The sequence below is a fragment of the Bacillus sp. JJ1533 genome, from assembly GCF_036965045.1.
GTDB lineage: Bacteria > Bacillota > Bacilli > Bacillales > Bacillaceae_L > Ferdinandcohnia.
Genome location: NZ_JBALOV010000035.1, coordinates 152,102 through 169,907 on the forward strand (window position 1 = coordinate 152,102; position 17,806 = coordinate 169,907).

The following is a 17,806-nucleotide window of genomic DNA, read 5'->3' on the forward strand; positions in this document are numbered from 1 at the left end:
CATGTGGCTCCCAATTTTTGGTCTAATAATCGGAATCATCCTCGGACTGTTATCGGAATTTAAAATTCCGGCAGAGTATTCAAATTATTTATCAATTGCGGTTTTAGCAGCACTTGATACATTATTCGGTGGTATTCGTGCCCACCTACAAAATATTTATGATCAGTCCGTCTTTGTTTCTGGTTTCTTTTTTAATATTTTATTAGCAGCAAGTTTATCTTTTCTAGGTGTACATCTTGGTGTAGACTTGTACTTGGTAGCCGTTTTTGCATTTGGAGTGAGGCTTTTCCAAAATATAGCGGTTATCAGAAGAATAATTTTATCCAAATGGAGCCTTTCTCGTGATAAAATAGAAAAAAATTGATTTTTAATAAAGGGAAATCCCCTATGGTTGTTGAATATTTTTCATATGTGAAAATTTATATGAAAAATAAATGCTGTTATTCGATATGATAGTTAAATGTGTTACGTAAAAAGGAGGTGCCACAGAATGAACAGCAATGAAATATGTGTTAGTCTTGACATCGGTACATCCAGTGTTAAGGTTATTATCGGTGAAATGGTTGATGATTCTCTTAACATAATTGGTGTGGGTAATGTTAAATCAGATGGTTTGAAAAAAGGTTCAATTGTGGACATAGATGAAACCGTTCATTCAATTAAAAAGGCAGTTGAGCAAGCAGAAAGAATGGTAGGCATTTCTATTAATCAAGTAGTTGTGTCTGTTCCAGCTATAAATGTACAGTTACAGGATGCCCACGGAGTTGTGGCAGTTTCTACAGAGTCTCGTCAAAATCGTGAAATAAGCAATGAAGATGTCCTGCGTGTAATTGATGCCGCACAATTCATTTCTCTACCACCAGAAAGAGAAATTATCGATATGATTCCAAACCAGTTTATTGTGGATGGATATGATGAAATTAGTGATCCACGTGGTATGTTGGGTGTTCGACTTGAAGTGGAGGGTACGATCATTACAACTTCACGTACAATCTTACATAATCTGCTTCGATGTGTTGAAAAAGCAGGCCTTGATATCACGGCAATTTCTTTACAGCCTCTCGCATCTGGTTCAATCTCACTATCGGATGATGAGAAAAACCTGGGAGTAGCTCTCGTTGATATTGGTGGAGGTTCTACTACAATTGCACTTTTCGACAATGGTTATTTGAAAGCAACAAGTGTTTTACCTGTTGGTGGTGACCATATTACAAAGGATTTAGCAATTGGGTTGCGAACATCTACTGAAGATGCAGAGAAAATTAAGATTAAACATGGACATGCCTTCTACGATGATGCTTCTGAGGAAGAAGTATTTAACGTTCCAATAATCGGCAGTGATCAACAAGAACAATTTTCCCAATTAGACATTTCTGAAATCATCGAAGCAAGACTAGAAGAAATTTTACAATTAGTTCAAAAAGAAATTAAAAAAATGGGTGTAGGAGATCTTCCTGGTGGCTTTGTACTTACAGGTGGGGTTGTTAATATGCCTGGAGTTTTAGAGCTATCTCAACTTGTATTTCGAAGTAATGTTCGAATTGCAAAGCCTGACTATATTGGTGTTCGAGAACCTCAATATGCCACAGGTGTAGGTTTATTGCAATTTGCTTATGAACAAGCAAGAGTTCAAGGAAGAAAAATTAGCACGACCGTCCAGGTGGAAAGTTCTGAAAAAAGACCAACTAGACAGCCTCAAGCGAAAAGTCACCCTAAAAACTCAAAAGAAGAACAAAATATTGGGAAAAAGGTTAAGAGGTTTTTCGGTCTCTTCTTTGAATAATAAAGTTTACAAGAGAAGTATATTTGCAAATTAGGAGGATCTTATAATGTTAGAGTTTGATACAAATGTTGATCAATTAGCTACTATAAAGGTAATAGGTGTAGGTGGCGGTGGAAATAACGCGGTAAACCGAATGATTGAACACGGTGTTCAAGGTGTTGAGTTTATCGCAGTTAATACTGATGCTCAAGCTTTAAATCTTTCAAAAGCAGAAGTGAAAATGCAAATTGGTGGAAAATTAACCCGTGGTTTAGGTGCTGGTGCTAACCCAGAAGTAGGTAAAAAAGCTGCAGAAGAAAGCAGAGAACAAATTGAAGAAGCTCTTAAAGGAGCAGATATGGTATTCGTAACTGCTGGTATGGGTGGCGGAACAGGTACAGGTGCTGCCCCTGTAATTGCACAAATTTCAAAGGATTTGGGTGCATTAACAGTAGGTGTAGTAACGAGACCATTCACATTCGAAGGTAGAAAGCGTCAAACACAAGCTGCTGGTGGTATTTCTGCAATGAAAGAATCAGTAGACACATTAATTGTTATTCCTAATGATCGTTTGCTTGAAATTGTCGACAAAAACACACCTATGCTTGAAGCGTTCCGTGAGGCTGACAATGTATTACGTCAAGGTGTACAAGGTATCTCTGACTTAATCGCTGTTCCTGGATTAATCAACCTTGACTTTGCTGACGTAAAAACAATTATGTCTAATAAAGGTTCTGCCCTTATGGGTATCGGTGTTGCAACTGGTGAAAATCGTGCTGCAGAAGCGGCTAAAAAGGCAATTTCAAGTCCATTGCTTGAAACATCAATTGATGGTGCACAAGGTGTCTTGATGAACATCACCGGTGGAACAAACCTAAGTCTTTATGAAGTTCAAGAAGCTGCTGATATTGTTGCATCAGCATCAGACCAAGAAGTTAACATGATTTTTGGATCTGTTATCAATGAAAACTTAAAAGAAGAAATAGTTGTTACAGTCATTGCTACAGGTTTTCAAGAGACAGTGATAGACCCAGTAGCTCGTCCATCACGTCCTTCATTTGCCGCTAAACCACAGTCCCAACCACAGGTACAGGTTACACAAAGAAGAGAAGTGAAGCGTGAAGAGCCTGTACATGAAGTAAATACACGTGGTGCCGCTCATGTTGAAGATGAAATCGATGTACCAACATTCTTACGTAACCGTAAAAGAAGAGGGTAAAAAGAAAAGCGTAAGGCGCTTGGAGCTAGACCTAAAAAACTCTTTCAATTAAAAAAAAGACATTTGACAAAGTATTGTCGAATGTCTTTTTTTTTGTTTTTCCCCCTATTTATTCCATTCCTTCGTAATTCTTTGCAAATTGACAAAATAAGAACCAATCTCCCAAAATTTCTCTTTTATTATCGGCATGAAGTGACAGACTTCCATATAAGATGTACTATATACTATTTTTTAAGCCAACTAGTTTACGTTAGTTGCGTTTAAAAAAGAGTTGTGACTACCGGTGAAAGGAGAAATAGATTGTCCATTTATTTAGATGTAATCTGGTTGTTAAACTTTTTCTTTGACGCCTTATTATTACTTTTAACTGCAATCATTCTAAAGCGTAAAATTGTTAAATGGCGAATCTTAGTCGGTGCATTTATTGGATCCTTGGTAGTCCTGATTGTTGTTTCTCCTTTTTCGGCATTTGGGTCACATCCTCTTACAAAACTATTCTTTTCAATCATAATTGTAGGAGTTGCCTTTGGCTATAAACGATTTAGGTATTTTATCCAGGGGCTATTAACCTTTTATTTTGCTACTTTCATGATTGGGGGTGGAATGATAGGGGTTCATTATTTCTTAGCATTTGATGTTCAAGTTTTTGATGGAACCATCCTTACACAATCTACTGGATTTGGAAATCCAGTTAGTTGGGGATTTGTAATAATCGGTTTTCCTCTCTTATGGTATTTTTCTAAAAATAGAATAGCGGACATTGAAACAAAACAAGTATTTTATGATCAGATTGTTGACGTGAGGCTAGAAATAGATGATATTACGCTAAATTTAAAAGGTTTAGTTGACAGCGGAAATCAATTATTCGATCCCATTACAAAAAGCCCGGTTATGATTTTAGATACAACGAAATATGTAGAATTATTTCCTAAAACCTTAATCGAACAATCCCGAAATATCGAGTTATTAACGAATGAAACGTCAACTAAATCTCATAAATGGGAAAGTCGTGTAAGACTTATTCCATATCGGGGGGTTGGACAGGAGCATCAGTTTCTACTCGCAATTAAGCCCGACCAAATTACAATCTACCAAGGAAATGAAGAAAATATCGTAAAAAAAGGTCTTGTTGCACTCAACCATACAACATTGTCTACAGATGGAGAATATGATTGCATCGTCCATCCGAAAATGCTCATTTCGTCCTCCATTAAGTCAGCTTCTTAATGGGGCAATCGAACGATTATATACCTATAAATATCATACTCACGCTTTTTACAAAATAGAAGGGAGAACTTACTTGTGGCTAAATTAAAATTAAAACTTACATATTGGTGGTATAAGCTTTTAATAAAATTAGGTTTAAAGACGGATGAGATTTATTATATTGGTGGAAGTGAAGCATTACCCCCACCCTTATCAAAGGATGAGGAAGAGGTCCTTTTAAACAAGCTTCCCAGCGGAGACAAAGCTGCGAGGTCTATCTTGATTGAACGTAATTTAAGACTTGTAGTATATATTGCACGAAAATTTGAAAACACAGGGATTAACATTGAGGATTTAATTAGTATTGGAACAATCGGATTAATTAAAGCAGTTAATACCTTTAATCCTGAAAAGAAAATTAAATTGGCAACATATGCATCAAGATGTATTGAAAATGAAATTTTAATGTATTTACGACGTAATAATAAAATTAGGTCTGAGGTGTCCTTTGATGAACCGTTAAATATCGATTGGGATGGTAATGAATTATTATTATCTGATGTTTTGGGAACAGAAGAGGACATTATCACAAAAGATTTAGAAGCAAACGTTGACCGTAAATTACTAGTAAAAGCACTTCACCAGCTTAACGACCGTGAAAAACAAATTATGGAGCTTCGGTTTGGTTTAATTGGTGGAGAGGAAAAGACACAAAAAGACGTTGCAGATATGCTTGGGATATCGCAGTCCTATATTTCAAGATTGGAAAAACGAATTATTAAACGACTTCGTAAAGAATTTAATAAAATGGTGTAAGAAAAAAATATTACGGTTGTGAATGATTGATTTCGTCGTTTTTTCACAACTATTTTGGAAATAGTTGTGAATTCAAAATGCATATTTTTCCCTCTAACGGAGATACTTAACTTTGTACAGCAACTCCTGTTAGGAGGGAAAGAATTGACTCGAAATAAAGTAGAAATTTGTGGTGTTGATACTTCAAAGCTTCCAGTATTAAAAAATGAAGAGATGCGGGAATTATTTAGACAAATGCAAAGCGGTAATGATTTGTCAGCTCGCGATAAGCTCGTAAATGGTAATTTACGACTTGTTCTCAGTGTGATTCAACGTTTCAACAACAGAGGAGAATTTGTGGATGATTTATTTCAGGTTGGCTGTATTGGCCTAATGAAATCAATCGACAATTTTGACCTTGGTCAAAACGTAAAATTCTCAACCTATGCAGTCCCGATGATTATCGGTGAAATTCGGCGCTATTTACGAGACAACAATCCTATCAGGGTGTCGCGCTCACTGCGGGACATTGCCTATAAGGCATTGCAAGTAAGAGAGCGTTTAATGAGTGAAACATCTAGGGAACCTACAGCAGAAGAAATCGCAAAAGTGCTTGAAGTGCCACACGAGGAAATCGTTTTTGCACTTGATGCGATTCAGGATCCAGTATCATTATTTGAACCTATTTATAATGATGGTGGAGATCCGATTTTTGTTGTAGATCAACTAAGTGATGAGCGTAATCGGGATTCCAATTGGATTGAAGAGATTGCCTTAAAAGAAGGAATGCGACGATTAAATGATCGTGAAAAACTCATCCTTCGCAAACGATTTTTTCAAGGAAAAACACAAATGGAAGTTGCTGAAGAAATCGGAATCTCTCAAGCCCAAGTATCACGACTTGAAAAAGCAGCAATTAAACAAATGAATAAGAATATCCAAAATTAATGGGCTCAGGACCCATTTTGTGGACAAGCAAAAGCTTGTATATGAAAAATAACTAGACATTCGTTTCATTCGAATGTCTTTTTTTCGTCCGCGATATGAACAACTTACTTTCCGTCTATAATTGTCTCATAAAAAGTGATGAGCCAGTCATATAGTTTATATAAGGAGGCGGAGGATATGGTGAAAATTTCAGATTTTCAGGCTAAGGATGTTGTCAGTGTTGTGGACGGTAAAAGACTGGGGAATATTGGTGATATCGATATTAATTTAACAACGGGGAAAATCGAGTCCATTGTGATCGGTGGCTATGGGAAAGTATTGGGGTTATTTGGTAGGGATGAAGAGATTGTGATTCCATGGAAGAATATCATAAAGGTAGGCAAAGATGTCATTTTAGTTAGAACACAAACTAATATAGAATAAGCACGGCTAAATTTTGACATTTTTCCTAACATATTCTCCTTTCTTTTGCTAAGATATGATAAAATAGGCTGGAGAAGGGTTCATTTTTCAAAAAAAATAAAATAATGTCGACCCAATTTGTGCAATGTGGGTTGAACATGTGAATAAAGGATGTTGTTATGAAGCTTGAACCATTTATTCAAGATACAGATCAGGTTTTAAAAGTCACAACATGGAGCAAGTTTTCAGAAAATCTTGTTGTTGGGTTTACAACTAAAAATGGAGGAGACAGTAAAGCGGAATATGAATCCCTAAATTTAGGGCTACATGTTAAGGATGACAAATCATTGGTCATATCCAACCGCAAGAAACTGGCAGACATTCTCCAATTTCCACCTGAAACCTGGGTATGCTCTGAACAGACACATAAAAATAAAATCGCTAAGGTCACTAAAAAAGATCTTGGTGCAGGGACTTTTACATACGAAGATGGCATCAAAGATACGGATGGATTCTATACCGCTGAGAAAAATATTCTATTAACCCTTTGTTTTGCAGACTGCGTTCCGCTTTATTTTTTTTCACCTTCGAAACAAATCATTGGAATTGCTCATGCAGGGTGGAAGGGAACTGTTCAGGATATTGCTGGTGAGATGGTTAAAGCTTGGAAAACGGAAGCTGTTAATCCAGATGAAATTCAAGCAATTATTGGACCATCAATTGGTAGCTGCTGTTACATTGTGGATGATTATGTAATGAATTTTGTGAAAAATTTGGACCATGTCGATTCAAAGCCATATGAGAAAATCGGTGATACACAATATCGACTGGACTTAAAAGAACTAAACTATCAGCTGATGGTAAGAGCAGGTATTCCTCCTGAAAATATACAAGTTTCCTCGCACTGTACATCTTGTGAGAATCAGCTTTTCTTTTCGCATCGAAGGGATGCCGGGAAAACGGGTAGAATGATGAGCTTTATAGGATTTAAGGAGGATTAATTTTTTGAAATGAGTGTAAAAGAAAATCTTTTAAACATACAAGAAAATATTGAACAAGCATGCAAGCGCGCAAACCGTTCGGTTGATTCTGTTTCAATCATTGCAGTTACAAAATATGTGAGTGTTGAAACTGCTAGAGAAGCGATTGAAGCGGGAGTACATCATATTGGAGAAAATCGTGACACTGGCCTGTTAAAGAAACAAGAAGAAATTGGGAACGAGGCCACTTGGCATTTTATCGGTTCCCTTCAAACAAGAAAAGTGAAAAATATAATCGATAAGGTGGACTACATTCATTCACTTGATCGAGTATCTTTGGCAGAGGAAATACAAAGACGCGCAAACGGTAAAATAAAATGTTTTGTACAAGTTAATGTTTCAGGAGAAGAGTCCAAACATGGAATGTCCCCTGAACAGGTTGAGCCTTTCATCAAGGAAATAGAACAATTCCCTTTCGTTGAGATTGTCGGACTTATGACAATGGCTCCATTAACTGAAGACAAAAACATCATTCGTGAATGCTTCCAAAGACTTCGAAAGCTTAGAGACGATGTACAAGCTCTTGGTTTATCGTATGCACCATGTACAGAGTTATCTATGGGGATGTCTAATGATTATGAAATTGCAATTGAAGAAGGTGCTACCTTCATTCGAATAGGTACATCACTAGTTGGAAAAGAATTCTAAAAGAGAGGTGTTATAAATGAGCATTAAATCAAAATTTAAAAGTTTTTTTGCACTGGAAGATGAATATGATTATGATGAAGATGAATATTTTGAAGATGAAATTGAGCCTACCAAGCCTACACGTGCTGCTGCAAAGCAAAATGTGGTAAGCTTACAAAGTGTTCAAAAATCGTCAAAAGTCATTTTATTTGAGCCTCGTGTGTATGCAGAGGCACAAGAAATTGCTGATCATTTGAAAAATAGACGGGCAGTGGTTGTTAATCTACAACGTGTCCAACATGATCAAGCTAAGCGAATTGTTGACTTTTTAAGTGGAACAGTATACGCAATCGGTGGGGATATTCAACGCATTGGGTCTAATATTTTCTTATGTACACCAGATAATATTGATGTATCAGGAAATATTTCTGAAATTGTTTCCAACGAAGAATACGCTGAAAAGGGGTGGTAATCGCTAATGGATATTATTTTCGCTATCTTAAGTCAAGTGCTAGGACTCTATTCATATGCACTGATCATTTATATTTTAATGTCATGGTTTCCAAATGCACGTGAGTCTGGAATTGGTCAATTCTTTGCAAAAATTTGTGAACCATATTTAGAACCATTCCGAAGATTTATTCCACCACTAGGAATGATTGATATTTCTCCAATCGTCGCCATTCTGGTTTTAAATTTCGCTAGTAGAGGCATTCATGCATTACAAGTTATGTTCTAATAAAAGGACCTTCATTGCTAGGTCCCTTTCTTTATTTCAACCAGAGGTATTATACATATGAATTTATATCAACATTTTCGAAAAGAAGAGCATGCGTTCATTGATCAAGTTTTGGAATGGAAGCAGACTGTAGAAAACCAATATAGTCCAAAGTTAACCGATTTTCTTGATCCGCGTGAGCAGGAGATCGTGCAACAAGTAATTGGTGCAAATGGAGAAATCCTTGTTGGTTTTTTTGGTGGAACAGAAGGGCTTGAGCGAAAGCGTGCATTATTATATCCAACCTATTTTGAACCCAATGATACTGACTACAATCTATCCTTCTTTGAAGTGAAATATCCAGTTAAATTTGTCACGGTAGACCATCGTAAAGTGCTAGGTTCATTAATGTCACTTGGTCTAAAACGTTCAAAGTTTGGTGACATATTAACACAGGATGAACGTATTCAGATAGTCGTTGCAAAAGAAATCGCCGATTATGTAAGTATGAATTTGACTGCTATTGGAAAAGCAACCATTTCTCTCTCAGAAATAACTTCTACAGATTTACTTGAAGTAGATGAAGAATGGACAGAACAAGCAGTCACTGTTTCTTCCTTACGATTAGATGTTGTTCTATCCTCTATTTTAAATTTGTCAAGACAAAAAGCGCAAAGTTTGATTGAGAATGGCCTTGTCAAGGTGAATTGGAAAAAAATCGAGCATGCTTCCTTTGAATGTAAAGAAACGGATGTCTTATCTGTACGCGGGTACGGAAGAAGTAAACTTCATTCAATTGAGGGAAAAACGAAAAAGGAAAAATGGAGAATTATTGTAGGAAAACAAAAATAATTGAAAAGAATGCAGGATATTCTTCTTTTTTGTCGAAATGTAAAGTATCATAATTAAAGGTAATGATTTCTATTTTTTTATTAATTATTGGAGGTGGCATTCGTGCCTTTGACGCCATTAGATATTCATAATAAGGAATTTAATAAAGGTTTTCGCGGCTATGATGAGGATGAAGTAAACGAGTTTCTCGATCAAGTCATTAAAGATTATGAAATGGTTATTCGTGAGAAAAAAGAACTTGAATCAAAGCTTTCAGAGCTGAATGAAAAACTAGGGCATTTTACAAATATTGAGGAAACGTTAAATAAATCAATTTTAATTGCTCAAGAAACAGCCGAAGAAGTAAAACGCAATGCATCAAAGGAAGCAAAGCTGATTATTAAAGAGGCAGAGAAAAATGCCGATCGAATTATTAATGAATCTTTAGCGAAATCTAGAAAGATATCAATTGAAATCGAAGAATTGAAGAAGCAGTCAAAAGTATTTAGAAACAGATTTAAAATGTTAATTGAAGCCCAATTGGACATGCTTAATAATGATGATTGGGATCACCTAATGGAATACAATTCAGAGCCAGTTTTTGCCGAATCGGAAGAAAACTAGTTTCTATACTTGACTCTTTTGTTTAATACGCATATAATTTTAAAACAACAAATTAAATTCAATATATAAGCAGCTATGAAAGGGACAGTAGTTCTTACTTATACTTATCAATTCTTAAAAGCGAGTCAGGGATGGTGGAAGCCTGATATAAGTAGTAAGAATGAAGATCACCCCGGAGTTCGGTGCTGAACATATAGAAGTGGTCGTTTGATCATGTCTGAGTAAGCATCTCGCGAATCATTCACGTTACGAATGTCGAGTGGACGAATGAAAAATCTTCGTCTATAAGGGTGGTACCGCGAGAGACCTTCTCGTCCCTTTTTGGGATGAGGAGGTCTCTTTCTTTTTATGTATAAAAGGTATCCGCAAGCTGCAATTGTAAATTGGAACGATAATTAGGAGGAAATGGTAATGGAATACAAAGATACGTTGTTAATGCCAAAAACAGATTTTCCAATGCGTGGAAATCTCCCAAACCGTGAACCACAAATTCAAGAACAATGGGAAGAAATGAATATTTACCAAAAGGTTCAAGAACGTACAAAAGGGCGTCCATTATTCGTTTTACACGATGGACCTCCATATGCAAATGGTGACATTCATATGGGGCATGCCTTAAACAAAATTATCAAAGACATGATCGTTCGTTTTAAATCAATGAACGGCTATTGTGCACCATATGTGCCTGGTTGGGATACGCACGGCCTGCCAATTGAAACAGCTCTTACAAAGAATAAGAAGGTGAATCGTAAAGCAATGAGCGTTGCAGATTTCCGTAAGCTTTGTGAGGAATATGCATACGAACAAATCAATAACCAAAGAGAACAATTTAAACGACTGGGAGTTCGTGGTGACTGGGAGAACCCATATATTACATTAAAACCTGAATATGAAGCACAGCAAATCAAAGTATTTGGAGAAATGGCTAAAAAAGGTTACATCTACAAAGGACTTAAGCCTGTATATTGGTCTCCTTCAAGTGAATCAGCACTTGCAGAGGCTGAAATTGAATACCAAGATAAGCGATCACCGTCTATCTATGTAGCATTCCCTGTTAAAGACGGCAAAGGTGTGCTAGAGGGTGACGAAAAAATCATCATCTGGACAACAACTCCATGGACCATTCCAGCTAACCTTGGAATTAGCGTACATCCAGATCTTGAATACTCTGTAGTAAGTGTTGACAACCATAAATATGTTGTTGCTTCTGCGTTATTAGAGGCAGTAACAAAAGAAATTGGCTGGGAAAACGTTTCTGTAGTGAAAACTTTTAAAGGTCGAGAATTAGAAAATGTAGTAGCAACTCACCCTATTTATGGACGTGACTCTTTAGTAATGCTAGGTGAGCATGTTACAACTGAGGCAGGTACTGGATGTGTTCATACAGCACCAGGTCACGGGGAAGATGACTTTATTGTCGGCCAAAAATACGGCATCGGCGTTTTATGTCCTGTTGATGAAAAAGGATATATGACTGCGGAAGCAGAAGGGTTTGAAGGTTTATTCTATGATGAAGCCAACAAGCCAATTACTGAAAAATTAACGGAAGTTGGAGCGCTTTTAAAGCTTTCCTTCATCACTCACTCCTATCCTCATGACTGGCGTACGAAGAAACCAACTATTTTCAGAGCAACAGCCCAATGGTTTGCTTCGATCAAGGATTTTAGACAAGAGCTAATGGAAGCTGTTAAAGAAACAAAATGGGTTCCAGCATGGGGTGAAACACGTCTTTACAATATGGTTCGTGACAGAGGAGATTGGTGTATTTCTCGTCAGCGTGCATGGGGTGTTCCAATTCCAGTCTTTTATGGTGAAAATGGTGAACCAATCATCACGGATGTGACAATTAACCATGTATCTGAATTGTTCAGAGAGTTTGGTTCTAATGTGTGGTTTGAGCGTGAAGCAAAAGATTTATTACCTGAAGGCTTTACTCATGAATCAAGTCCAAACGGCATTTTTACAAAAGAATCAGATATTATGGACGTATGGTTTGACTCTGGCTCATCCCATCAAGCTGTTCTTTTAGAAAGAGATGACTTACAACGTCCTGCTGACCTTTATTTAGAAGGATCGGACCAATATCGTGGTTGGTTTAACTCATCCTTATCTACAGCAGTAGCAGTAACAGGAAAAGCCCCATATAAGGGTGTACTAAGCCATGGTTTTGCTCTAGATGGTGAAGGCCGCAAGATGAGTAAATCATTAGGAAACGTAGTTGTTCCTGCGAAAGTTATGAAACAGCTAGGAGCTGATATTCTACGTCTTTGGGTAGCCTCCGTTGATTATCAATCAGACGTTCGTGTATCAGACGCCATTTTAAAACAAGTTGCTGAGGTTTACCGTAAAATTAGAAATACATTCCGATTCTTACTTGGAAACTTAAGTGATTTTAATCCGGAAACAGATGCAGTCCCAGTAAATGAATTACGTGAAGTGGATCGTTATATCCTTGTTAAATTAAACAAATTAATTGATAAGGTTAAAGCATCTTATGAAAATTATGAGTTTGCAGGTGTTTATCATTCTGTTCATAATTTCTGTACAATCGAGTTAAGTTCCTTCTACCTAGATTTTGCGAAGGATATTTTATATATCGAACCAGCTAATCAGCGTGATCGTCGTTCGATTCAAACTGTTTTATATGAAAGCTTATTGGGCTTAACGAAGCTAGTAACACCAATTCTTCCACATACAGCTGACGAGGTATGGTCTCATATCGATTCGGTTAAAGAAGAAAGTGTTCAATTGGTTGATATGCCTACTTCTGTGGAGATTCCAAATGCAGACCAATTAGAAGCGAAATGGGATTCATTCATGGAGCTGCGCGACGATGTTCTTAAAGCACTTGAAACAGCAAGAAATGAAAAAGTCATCGGAAAATCATTAGCTGCAAGCATTGTACTATATCCAAACAATGAAGCAAAAGCTCTTCTCGATTCAATTGAAGAAAACGTAAAGCAATTGTTCATTGTATCAGGCTTTGAAATTGGTGGTTCTTATGAGGATGCGCCAGAAAATGCACAGAGCTTTGAACAAGTAAAAATCGTTGTAGGGGTAGCAGAAGGTGAAACATGTGATCGCTGTTGGGTTGTAACACCAACTGTTGGTGAGGACCAAGATCACCCAACACTTTGCTCACGCTGTGCAGCTGTTGTAAAAGAAAATTACTAAAACTAACTGGTAGAGCACCATGAATCTAAAGGTTCATGGTGCTTTTTTCAATTGAAAGGTGTCCTGAAATAATATGTTAATAAAATTGTAAACGAATAACCGGCTTGCCAACCGTCAATTTTTGATAAGAATTACGTATTATGTAATTAGAAACAGTTTATCAAACAGGAAAAAGTTGTTGGCTTTAACACAAACCTTTATCGGCAACACTATCTTTACTACCTTATAGAAATAAACTTATTCTTATGCGTTTAATCAAAAGCATGATAAGGAGGCGTTCCAATGAACGATCAGTATGCAGAGATTAAAGCGGAGTTAGAATTAACGAAAGAGGAACTACTATCAAGGTTGATGCAGTCAACACAATATGAGGTTAGTCAAGAATTTCTCTTTCAGAATGAGCATTCTGAAAAAGAAAAAATTGTCATCAGTCATATAAAAGAAGATTTATATGATGTTGAAAGGGCATTAAATAAAATGAATTCTGGTTTGTATGGAATCTGTGAGGAAACAGGTGCTGAAATTCCAATCGAGAAACTGAGGATTCTTCCAACAGCTCGAACCATTTTTGAATTTTCCTTCACTGATTTATATGACAGAAATAAAGTCATACCCCCTCAACGTGAAAACCATCTATATTTAGTGTAGCAGAAGTGAAGGTTTTCCTTCTACTTCTGCTTGCTTTATCCCTCAAATACATTGTACACCCGTCCAATCATGTGCTAAAATGCAGAAAGGTAAAGTTTTGTTAACATGGGGGCGTTTGCGTGTATTATTTAATAGCTTTGTTTGTCATTTTATTAGACCAAGTAACGAAATGGGTAATTGTTCGTTATATGGAGCTTGGTGATTCCATTGAAATCATTCCTAATTTTTTGTACATAACGTCGCATCGTAACCGTGGTGCAGCGTGGGGGATATTACAGGGACAAATGTGGTTTTTCTATATTGTGACCATTGTTGTTGTTGTTATGCTTGTTCTGTATATACAACGTCTCAAACCAAATCAACGTCTATTTGGCATTGCGCTTTCATTCATGCTAGGAGGTGCAATTGGTAATTTTATCGACCGTATCTTTCGTAAAGAAGTTGTCGACTTTATAGATACATACATTTTTACATATAATTTCCCAATCTTTAATATCGCCGATTCAGCATTAGTTATCGGTGTTGGTTTGATCTTAATTTTAACACTATTTGAAGGGAAATTAGAAAAGGAGAAAAAGGATGAATCAATTCGAACTAACAATTGAGGAACATCAGCAAAATGACCGAATTGATAGAATTGTTTCTGCCTTTAATTCAGAATGGTCAAGGACTCAGGTTCAAACGTGGATTAAAGATGGAAACATTACGGTTAATGGGAATAAGATAAAACCTAATTATAAAGTAAGTCTGGGAGACAACATTCAAATTGACATTCCAGAGCCGGAACCACTCGATGTTGTTCCAGAAGAGATGAATTTAGACATCTATTATGAAGATGCCGACGTTATTGTTGTCAATAAACCAAAGGGCATGGTTGTGCATCCAGCACCAGGTCATCTGAGCGGGACATTAGTAAATGGTCTTATGGCCCATTGCAAGGATTTATCGGGAATCAATGGAGTTCTCCGACCAGGAATTGTCCATCGAATTGATAAGGATACTTCAGGTTTGTTAATGGTTGCCAAAAACGATGTTGCCCATGAATCTTTAGTAAATCAATTAGTCGAAAAGACGGTTACCCGTAAATATAAAGCAATCGTCCATGGAGTCATACCGCATGACCAAGGTACAATCGATGCACCAATTGGAAGAGACAAGAAAGATCGTCAAAGCATGACAGTAACAGATGAGAACAGTAAAGTAGCGGTCACTCATTTTAATGTTTTAGAACGATTTAAGGATTTTACTTTAGTTGAATGTCAGCTTGAAACAGGTCGAACACATCAAATTCGAGTACATATGAAATATATTGGTTATCCATTAGCAGGTGATCCAAAGTATGGGCCAAAGAAGACTTTGGAGTTAGGTGGACAGGCATTACATGCAGGGCTTTTAGGCTTTGTGCATCCTAGAACAAATGAGTATCTTGAATTTGAAGCACCGCTTCCTGCATATTTTGTGGATCTTCTCGAGAAACTTCGTTATTAAAATTTTGTCACATAAAAGGATTGACAAAATTCGATATGCACCGTAAAATAAACTTAATCAAATGAGCCCCTTTAAAATCAGTCCCGTGAGGCTGAGAAGGAAACGGAAAATACACTGGGATAGGTATATCTATATCCCTGGGTAAAATGTCGATGTCCTCTCACTAACGGTGAGAGGACATTTTTCGTTAAGAGGGAGTTAACCAAGTGAGTGAGGTGTAACAAATGGCTGATACTGAAAAAGCTGTCGTACTAGATAATCAGGCAATTAGAAGAGCACTAACAAGAGTAGCTCACGAAATCATTGAAAAAAACAAAGGTATTGAGGATTGTGTGATCGTTGGAATCAAGACAAGAGGCATTTACTTGGCTAAACGCATTGCAAATCGAATCGAACAAATTGAAGGTAAAAAGATTGCTATCGGTGAGCTGGATATCACGTTATACCGAGACGACTTAACAACAAAAACGGCAGATCGTGAACCAATTGTAAAAGGATCCGATATACCGGTGGATATCACCAATAAAAAAGTCATCCTCGTTGATGATGTTTTATACACTGGGAGAACAGTACGAGCTGCACTCGATGCTCTCATCGATATCGGACGGCCAGCCCAGATTCAATTAGCAGTACTAATTGATAGAGGTCATCGAGAGTTCCCAATCCGTGCTGACTATGTCGGAAAAAATATTCCAACCGCAAGCTCAGAAAAAATCGTGGTGGAACTAGAAGAAATTGATAATACTGATCAAGTAACGATTCACAAGAACTAAATAAGTACCCTTTAAATGTAGTCCAGAGAGGCTAACAAAGGGGTAACATTCCTTCTCGACTTGAAAGGGATTTGTATACCTCTTTGTGTAAAAACACAAAGATTTTTTTATTTTGGGTATGTTAAGACTGAGGAGGAAATAAGGTAATGAATCATAACCAAAAGGTTGTTTTAGGCATAAAAGAAAAACCATCAGCAGGGCTCTTCGCAATTCTTAGCCTACAGCATTTATTTGCAATGTTCGGTGCAACCATTCTTGTACCGTATTTAGTTGGAATTAGTCCAGGAGTGGCCCTCATCTCGAGCGGATTAGGTACACTTGCATTTTTACTCATTACAAAGGGGCAGGTTCCTGCTTATCTAGGATCATCCTTTGCCTTCATCATCCCACTTCAAACAGCAATTGCAGCCGATGGTCCAGGCGCTGCTATGATGGCAAGCTTACTAGCTGGTTTAGTATATGGGGTTGTAGCATTAATCATAAAAGCAACAGGTCATAAATGGCTTGTACGAATTTTACCTCCTGTTGTAGTAGGTCCTGTCATCATTGTAATCGGTCTAAGCCTAGCAGGCACAGCCGTAGGAATGGCAATGAATGATGCAAATGGAGCATACAGCTTGCAGCATTTTTCAGTGGCCTTAGTAACATTGGCTATTGTCATTATCGCAACAATCTTCTTCAAAGGTTTCTTTAATCTAATCCCAGTGTTAATCGGAATAATCGGTGGATATGTATACGCATTGGTGATTGGATTAGTTGATTTTACACCTGTAAAAGAAGCGAAATTTATTGAAATGCCAGATTTTATTATCCCATTTGTTTCATACACACCGCATTTTTCACTGGATATGATTGCACTAATTGTACCAGTGGCAATTGTAACCTTATCAGAGCATATCGGACACCAAATGGTGTTAAGTAAAGTCGTTCAGAAAGATTTAATTAAGCAGCCAGGCTTGCATCGCTCCATTATGGGGGACGGGGTTGCAACGATGATTGCATCACTTCTTGGTGGTCCACCAAATACAACTTATGGAGAAAATATTGGTGTTCTTGCAATCACCCGTGTATTCAGCGTATATGTAATCGGTGGGGCGGCTGTAGTCGCAATTTTCTTCGGATTTAGTGGAACAATCAATGCTTTAATTGGTTCAATCCCAAGTGCAGTTATGGGTGGGGTGTCCATCCTCCTATTCGGTATCATTGCATCATCCGGGTTACGGATGTTAGTGGATAGCAAGGTGGACCTAGGTGAAAATAGAAACTTAGTGATTTCATCAGTCATCCTAGTGATTGGGATTGGTGGAGCCTTCATTAAAGTGTTAGGCTTTGAAATCCACGGAATGGCATTAGCTGCAATCATTGGTGTTTTACTGAACATTATTCTTCCTGGTGGAGAAGTGAGTGAAGACGAAGATATTTACGAGACTCATCTTGAGGATGATAACTCTGTTGCATAATGCAACACCTTTTAAAATGACCCGGCGAGGTTATTAAGGGTGTAAGGTTTGAGCGAAAGAGGGCTTAGTTTTCTTGTACCCTTTTTTATAC

Annotated in this window: 19 protein-coding genes and 1 other annotated feature; all 19 genes read left to right on the forward strand. The window is 37.3% G+C overall.

Features of this window, described 5'->3' with window-relative positions; genetic code table 11:
- Position 1: 1 nt before the first annotated feature.
- The 19 genes from V7138_RS18380 to V7138_RS18470 all read left to right on the forward strand — a co-directional run bounded on the left by V7138_RS18380 (position 2) and on the right by V7138_RS18470 (position 17,715).
- Positions 2 to 364 (forward strand): small basic family protein, encoded by a 363-nt coding sequence (locus tag V7138_RS18380; protein ID WP_335400099.1) that lies wholly within the window; start codon positions 2 to 4, stop codon positions 362 to 364.
- Between the two features lie 126 nt (positions 365 to 490).
- Complete coding sequence (gene ftsA, locus V7138_RS18385; protein WP_335400102.1) at positions 491 to 1,783, forward strand: cell division protein FtsA; 1,293 nt, start codon at positions 491 to 493, stop codon at positions 1,781 to 1,783.
- Between the two features lie 46 nt (positions 1,784 to 1,829).
- Positions 1,830 to 2,981 (forward strand): cell division protein FtsZ, encoded by a 1,152-nt coding sequence (gene ftsZ, locus V7138_RS18390; RefSeq protein ID WP_335400105.1) that lies wholly within the window; start codon positions 1,830 to 1,832, stop codon positions 2,979 to 2,981.
- Positions 2,982 to 3,281: 300 nt separating this feature from the next.
- A complete protein-coding gene (gene spoIIGA / locus V7138_RS18395) occupies positions 3,282 to 4,208 on the forward strand; it encodes a sigma-E processing peptidase SpoIIGA (RefSeq protein WP_335400107.1) in 927 nt (308 codons plus the stop codon).
- Positions 4,209 to 4,283: 75 nt separating this feature from the next.
- Positions 4,284 to 5,003, forward strand: a complete 720-nt coding sequence (gene sigE / locus V7138_RS18400; RefSeq protein ID WP_057996837.1) for an RNA polymerase sporulation sigma factor SigE — start codon at positions 4,284 to 4,286, stop codon at positions 5,001 to 5,003.
- A 144-nt stretch (positions 5,004 to 5,147) separates the two neighbouring features.
- Positions 5,148 to 5,930 carry an RNA polymerase sporulation sigma factor SigG gene (gene sigG / locus V7138_RS18405; protein ID WP_335400110.1) on the forward strand — a complete coding sequence of 261 codons (783 nt, stop codon included), beginning with the start codon at positions 5,148 to 5,150 and terminating at the stop codon, positions 5,928 to 5,930.
- A 177-nt stretch (positions 5,931 to 6,107) separates the two neighbouring features.
- Positions 6,108 to 6,353 carry a YlmC/YmxH family sporulation protein gene (locus tag V7138_RS18410; protein ID WP_335400112.1) on the forward strand — a complete coding sequence of 82 codons (246 nt, stop codon included), beginning with the start codon at positions 6,108 to 6,110 and terminating at the stop codon, positions 6,351 to 6,353.
- 158 nt (positions 6,354 to 6,511) lie between these two features.
- Entirely contained in the window at positions 6,512 to 7,333 is an 822-nt protein-coding gene (pgeF, locus tag V7138_RS18415; protein ID WP_335400115.1) for a peptidoglycan editing factor PgeF, read from the forward strand.
- Positions 7,334 to 7,342: 9 nt separating this feature from the next.
- Positions 7,343 to 8,020, forward strand: coding sequence for a YggS family pyridoxal phosphate-dependent enzyme (locus V7138_RS18420; protein WP_335400118.1), 678 nt, complete (start codon positions 7,343 to 7,345; stop codon positions 8,018 to 8,020).
- Positions 8,021 to 8,036: 16 nt separating this feature from the next.
- Complete coding sequence (locus V7138_RS18425; RefSeq protein WP_335400121.1) at positions 8,037 to 8,471, forward strand: cell division protein SepF; 435 nt, start codon at positions 8,037 to 8,039, stop codon at positions 8,469 to 8,471.
- A 6-nt stretch (positions 8,472 to 8,477) separates the two neighbouring features.
- Complete coding sequence (locus V7138_RS18430) at positions 8,478 to 8,738, forward strand: YggT family protein (RefSeq protein WP_335400123.1); 261 nt, start codon at positions 8,478 to 8,480, stop codon at positions 8,736 to 8,738.
- 57 nt (positions 8,739 to 8,795) lie between these two features.
- The gene (locus V7138_RS18435) at positions 8,796 to 9,569 is read left to right on the forward strand and encodes an RNA-binding protein (protein WP_335400125.1); all 774 of its coding nucleotides are present in this window, start codon (positions 8,796 to 8,798) and stop codon (positions 9,567 to 9,569) included.
- Between the two features lie 102 nt (positions 9,570 to 9,671).
- Positions 9,672 to 10,172 (forward strand): DivIVA domain-containing protein, encoded by a 501-nt coding sequence (locus V7138_RS18440; RefSeq protein ID WP_335400128.1) that lies wholly within the window; start codon positions 9,672 to 9,674, stop codon positions 10,170 to 10,172.
- Between the two features lie 66 nt (positions 10,173 to 10,238).
- Positions 10,239 to 10,494 (forward strand) — a binding site (T-box leader).
- An 89-nt stretch (positions 10,495 to 10,583) separates the two neighbouring features.
- Complete coding sequence (gene ileS / locus V7138_RS18445; protein ID WP_335400131.1) at positions 10,584 to 13,346, forward strand: isoleucine--tRNA ligase; 2,763 nt, start codon at positions 10,584 to 10,586, stop codon at positions 13,344 to 13,346.
- A 282-nt stretch (positions 13,347 to 13,628) separates the two neighbouring features.
- Positions 13,629 to 13,994 carry a TraR/DksA C4-type zinc finger protein gene (locus tag V7138_RS18450; RefSeq protein WP_335400134.1) on the forward strand — a complete coding sequence of 122 codons (366 nt, stop codon included), beginning with the start codon at positions 13,629 to 13,631 and terminating at the stop codon, positions 13,992 to 13,994.
- 119 nt (positions 13,995 to 14,113) lie between these two features.
- Positions 14,114 to 14,599 (forward strand): signal peptidase II, encoded by a 486-nt coding sequence (gene lspA / locus V7138_RS18455; RefSeq protein ID WP_335400137.1) that lies wholly within the window; start codon positions 14,114 to 14,116, stop codon positions 14,597 to 14,599.
- Positions 14,574 to 15,482 (forward strand): RluA family pseudouridine synthase, encoded by a 909-nt coding sequence (locus tag V7138_RS18460; RefSeq protein WP_335400139.1) that lies wholly within the window; start codon positions 14,574 to 14,576, stop codon positions 15,480 to 15,482. The genes lspA and V7138_RS18460 overlap by 26 nt, the downstream gene beginning before the upstream one ends.
- Before the next feature lie 224 nt (positions 15,483 to 15,706).
- Positions 15,707 to 16,255 carry a bifunctional pyr operon transcriptional regulator/uracil phosphoribosyltransferase PyrR gene (gene pyrR, locus V7138_RS18465; protein WP_335400141.1) on the forward strand — a complete coding sequence of 183 codons (549 nt, stop codon included), beginning with the start codon at positions 15,707 to 15,709 and terminating at the stop codon, positions 16,253 to 16,255.
- A 146-nt stretch (positions 16,256 to 16,401) separates the two neighbouring features.
- Positions 16,402 to 17,715 (forward strand): solute carrier family 23 protein, encoded by a 1,314-nt coding sequence (locus V7138_RS18470; RefSeq protein WP_335400144.1) that lies wholly within the window; start codon positions 16,402 to 16,404, stop codon positions 17,713 to 17,715.
- Positions 17,716 to 17,806 lie beyond the last annotated feature (91 nt).

Bases quoted from the DNA above. Each gene is read 5' to 3' on its own strand.
- pgeF (WP_335400115.1), top strand. From the start codon at position 6,512: ATGAAGCTTGAACCATTTATTCAAGATACAGATCAGGTTTTAAAAGTC.
- V7138_RS18420 (WP_335400118.1), top strand. From the start codon at position 7,343: ATGAGTGTAAAAGAAAATCTTTTAAACATACAAGAAAATATTGAACAA.
- V7138_RS18425 (WP_335400121.1), top strand. From the start codon at position 8,037: ATGAGCATTAAATCAAAATTTAAAAGTTTTTTTGCACTGGAAGATGAA.
- pyrR (WP_335400141.1), top strand. From the start codon at position 15,707: ATGGCTGATACTGAAAAAGCTGTCGTACTAGATAATCAGGCAATTAGA.
- ftsZ (WP_335400105.1), top strand. From the start codon at position 1,830: ATGTTAGAGTTTGATACAAATGTTGATCAATTAGCTACTATAAAGGTA.
- ileS (WP_335400131.1), top strand. From the start codon at position 10,584: ATGGAATACAAAGATACGTTGTTAATGCCAAAAACAGATTTTCCAATG.
- ftsA (WP_335400102.1), top strand. From the start codon at position 491: ATGAACAGCAATGAAATATGTGTTAGTCTTGACATCGGTACATCCAGT.
- V7138_RS18470 (WP_335400144.1), top strand. From the start codon at position 16,402: ATGAATCATAACCAAAAGGTTGTTTTAGGCATAAAAGAAAAACCATCA.
- V7138_RS18460 (WP_335400139.1), top strand. From the start codon at position 14,574: ATGAATCAATTCGAACTAACAATTGAGGAACATCAGCAAAATGACCGA.
- V7138_RS18410 (WP_335400112.1), top strand. From the start codon at position 6,108: ATGGTGAAAATTTCAGATTTTCAGGCTAAGGATGTTGTCAGTGTTGTG.
- V7138_RS18435 (WP_335400125.1), top strand. From the start codon at position 8,796: ATGAATTTATATCAACATTTTCGAAAAGAAGAGCATGCGTTCATTGAT.
- V7138_RS18380 (WP_335400099.1), top strand. From the start codon at position 2: ATGTGGCTCCCAATTTTTGGTCTAATAATCGGAATCATCCTCGGACTG.
- V7138_RS18430 (WP_335400123.1), top strand. From the start codon at position 8,478: ATGGATATTATTTTCGCTATCTTAAGTCAAGTGCTAGGACTCTATTCA.
- V7138_RS18450 (WP_335400134.1), top strand. From the start codon at position 13,629: ATGAACGATCAGTATGCAGAGATTAAAGCGGAGTTAGAATTAACGAAA.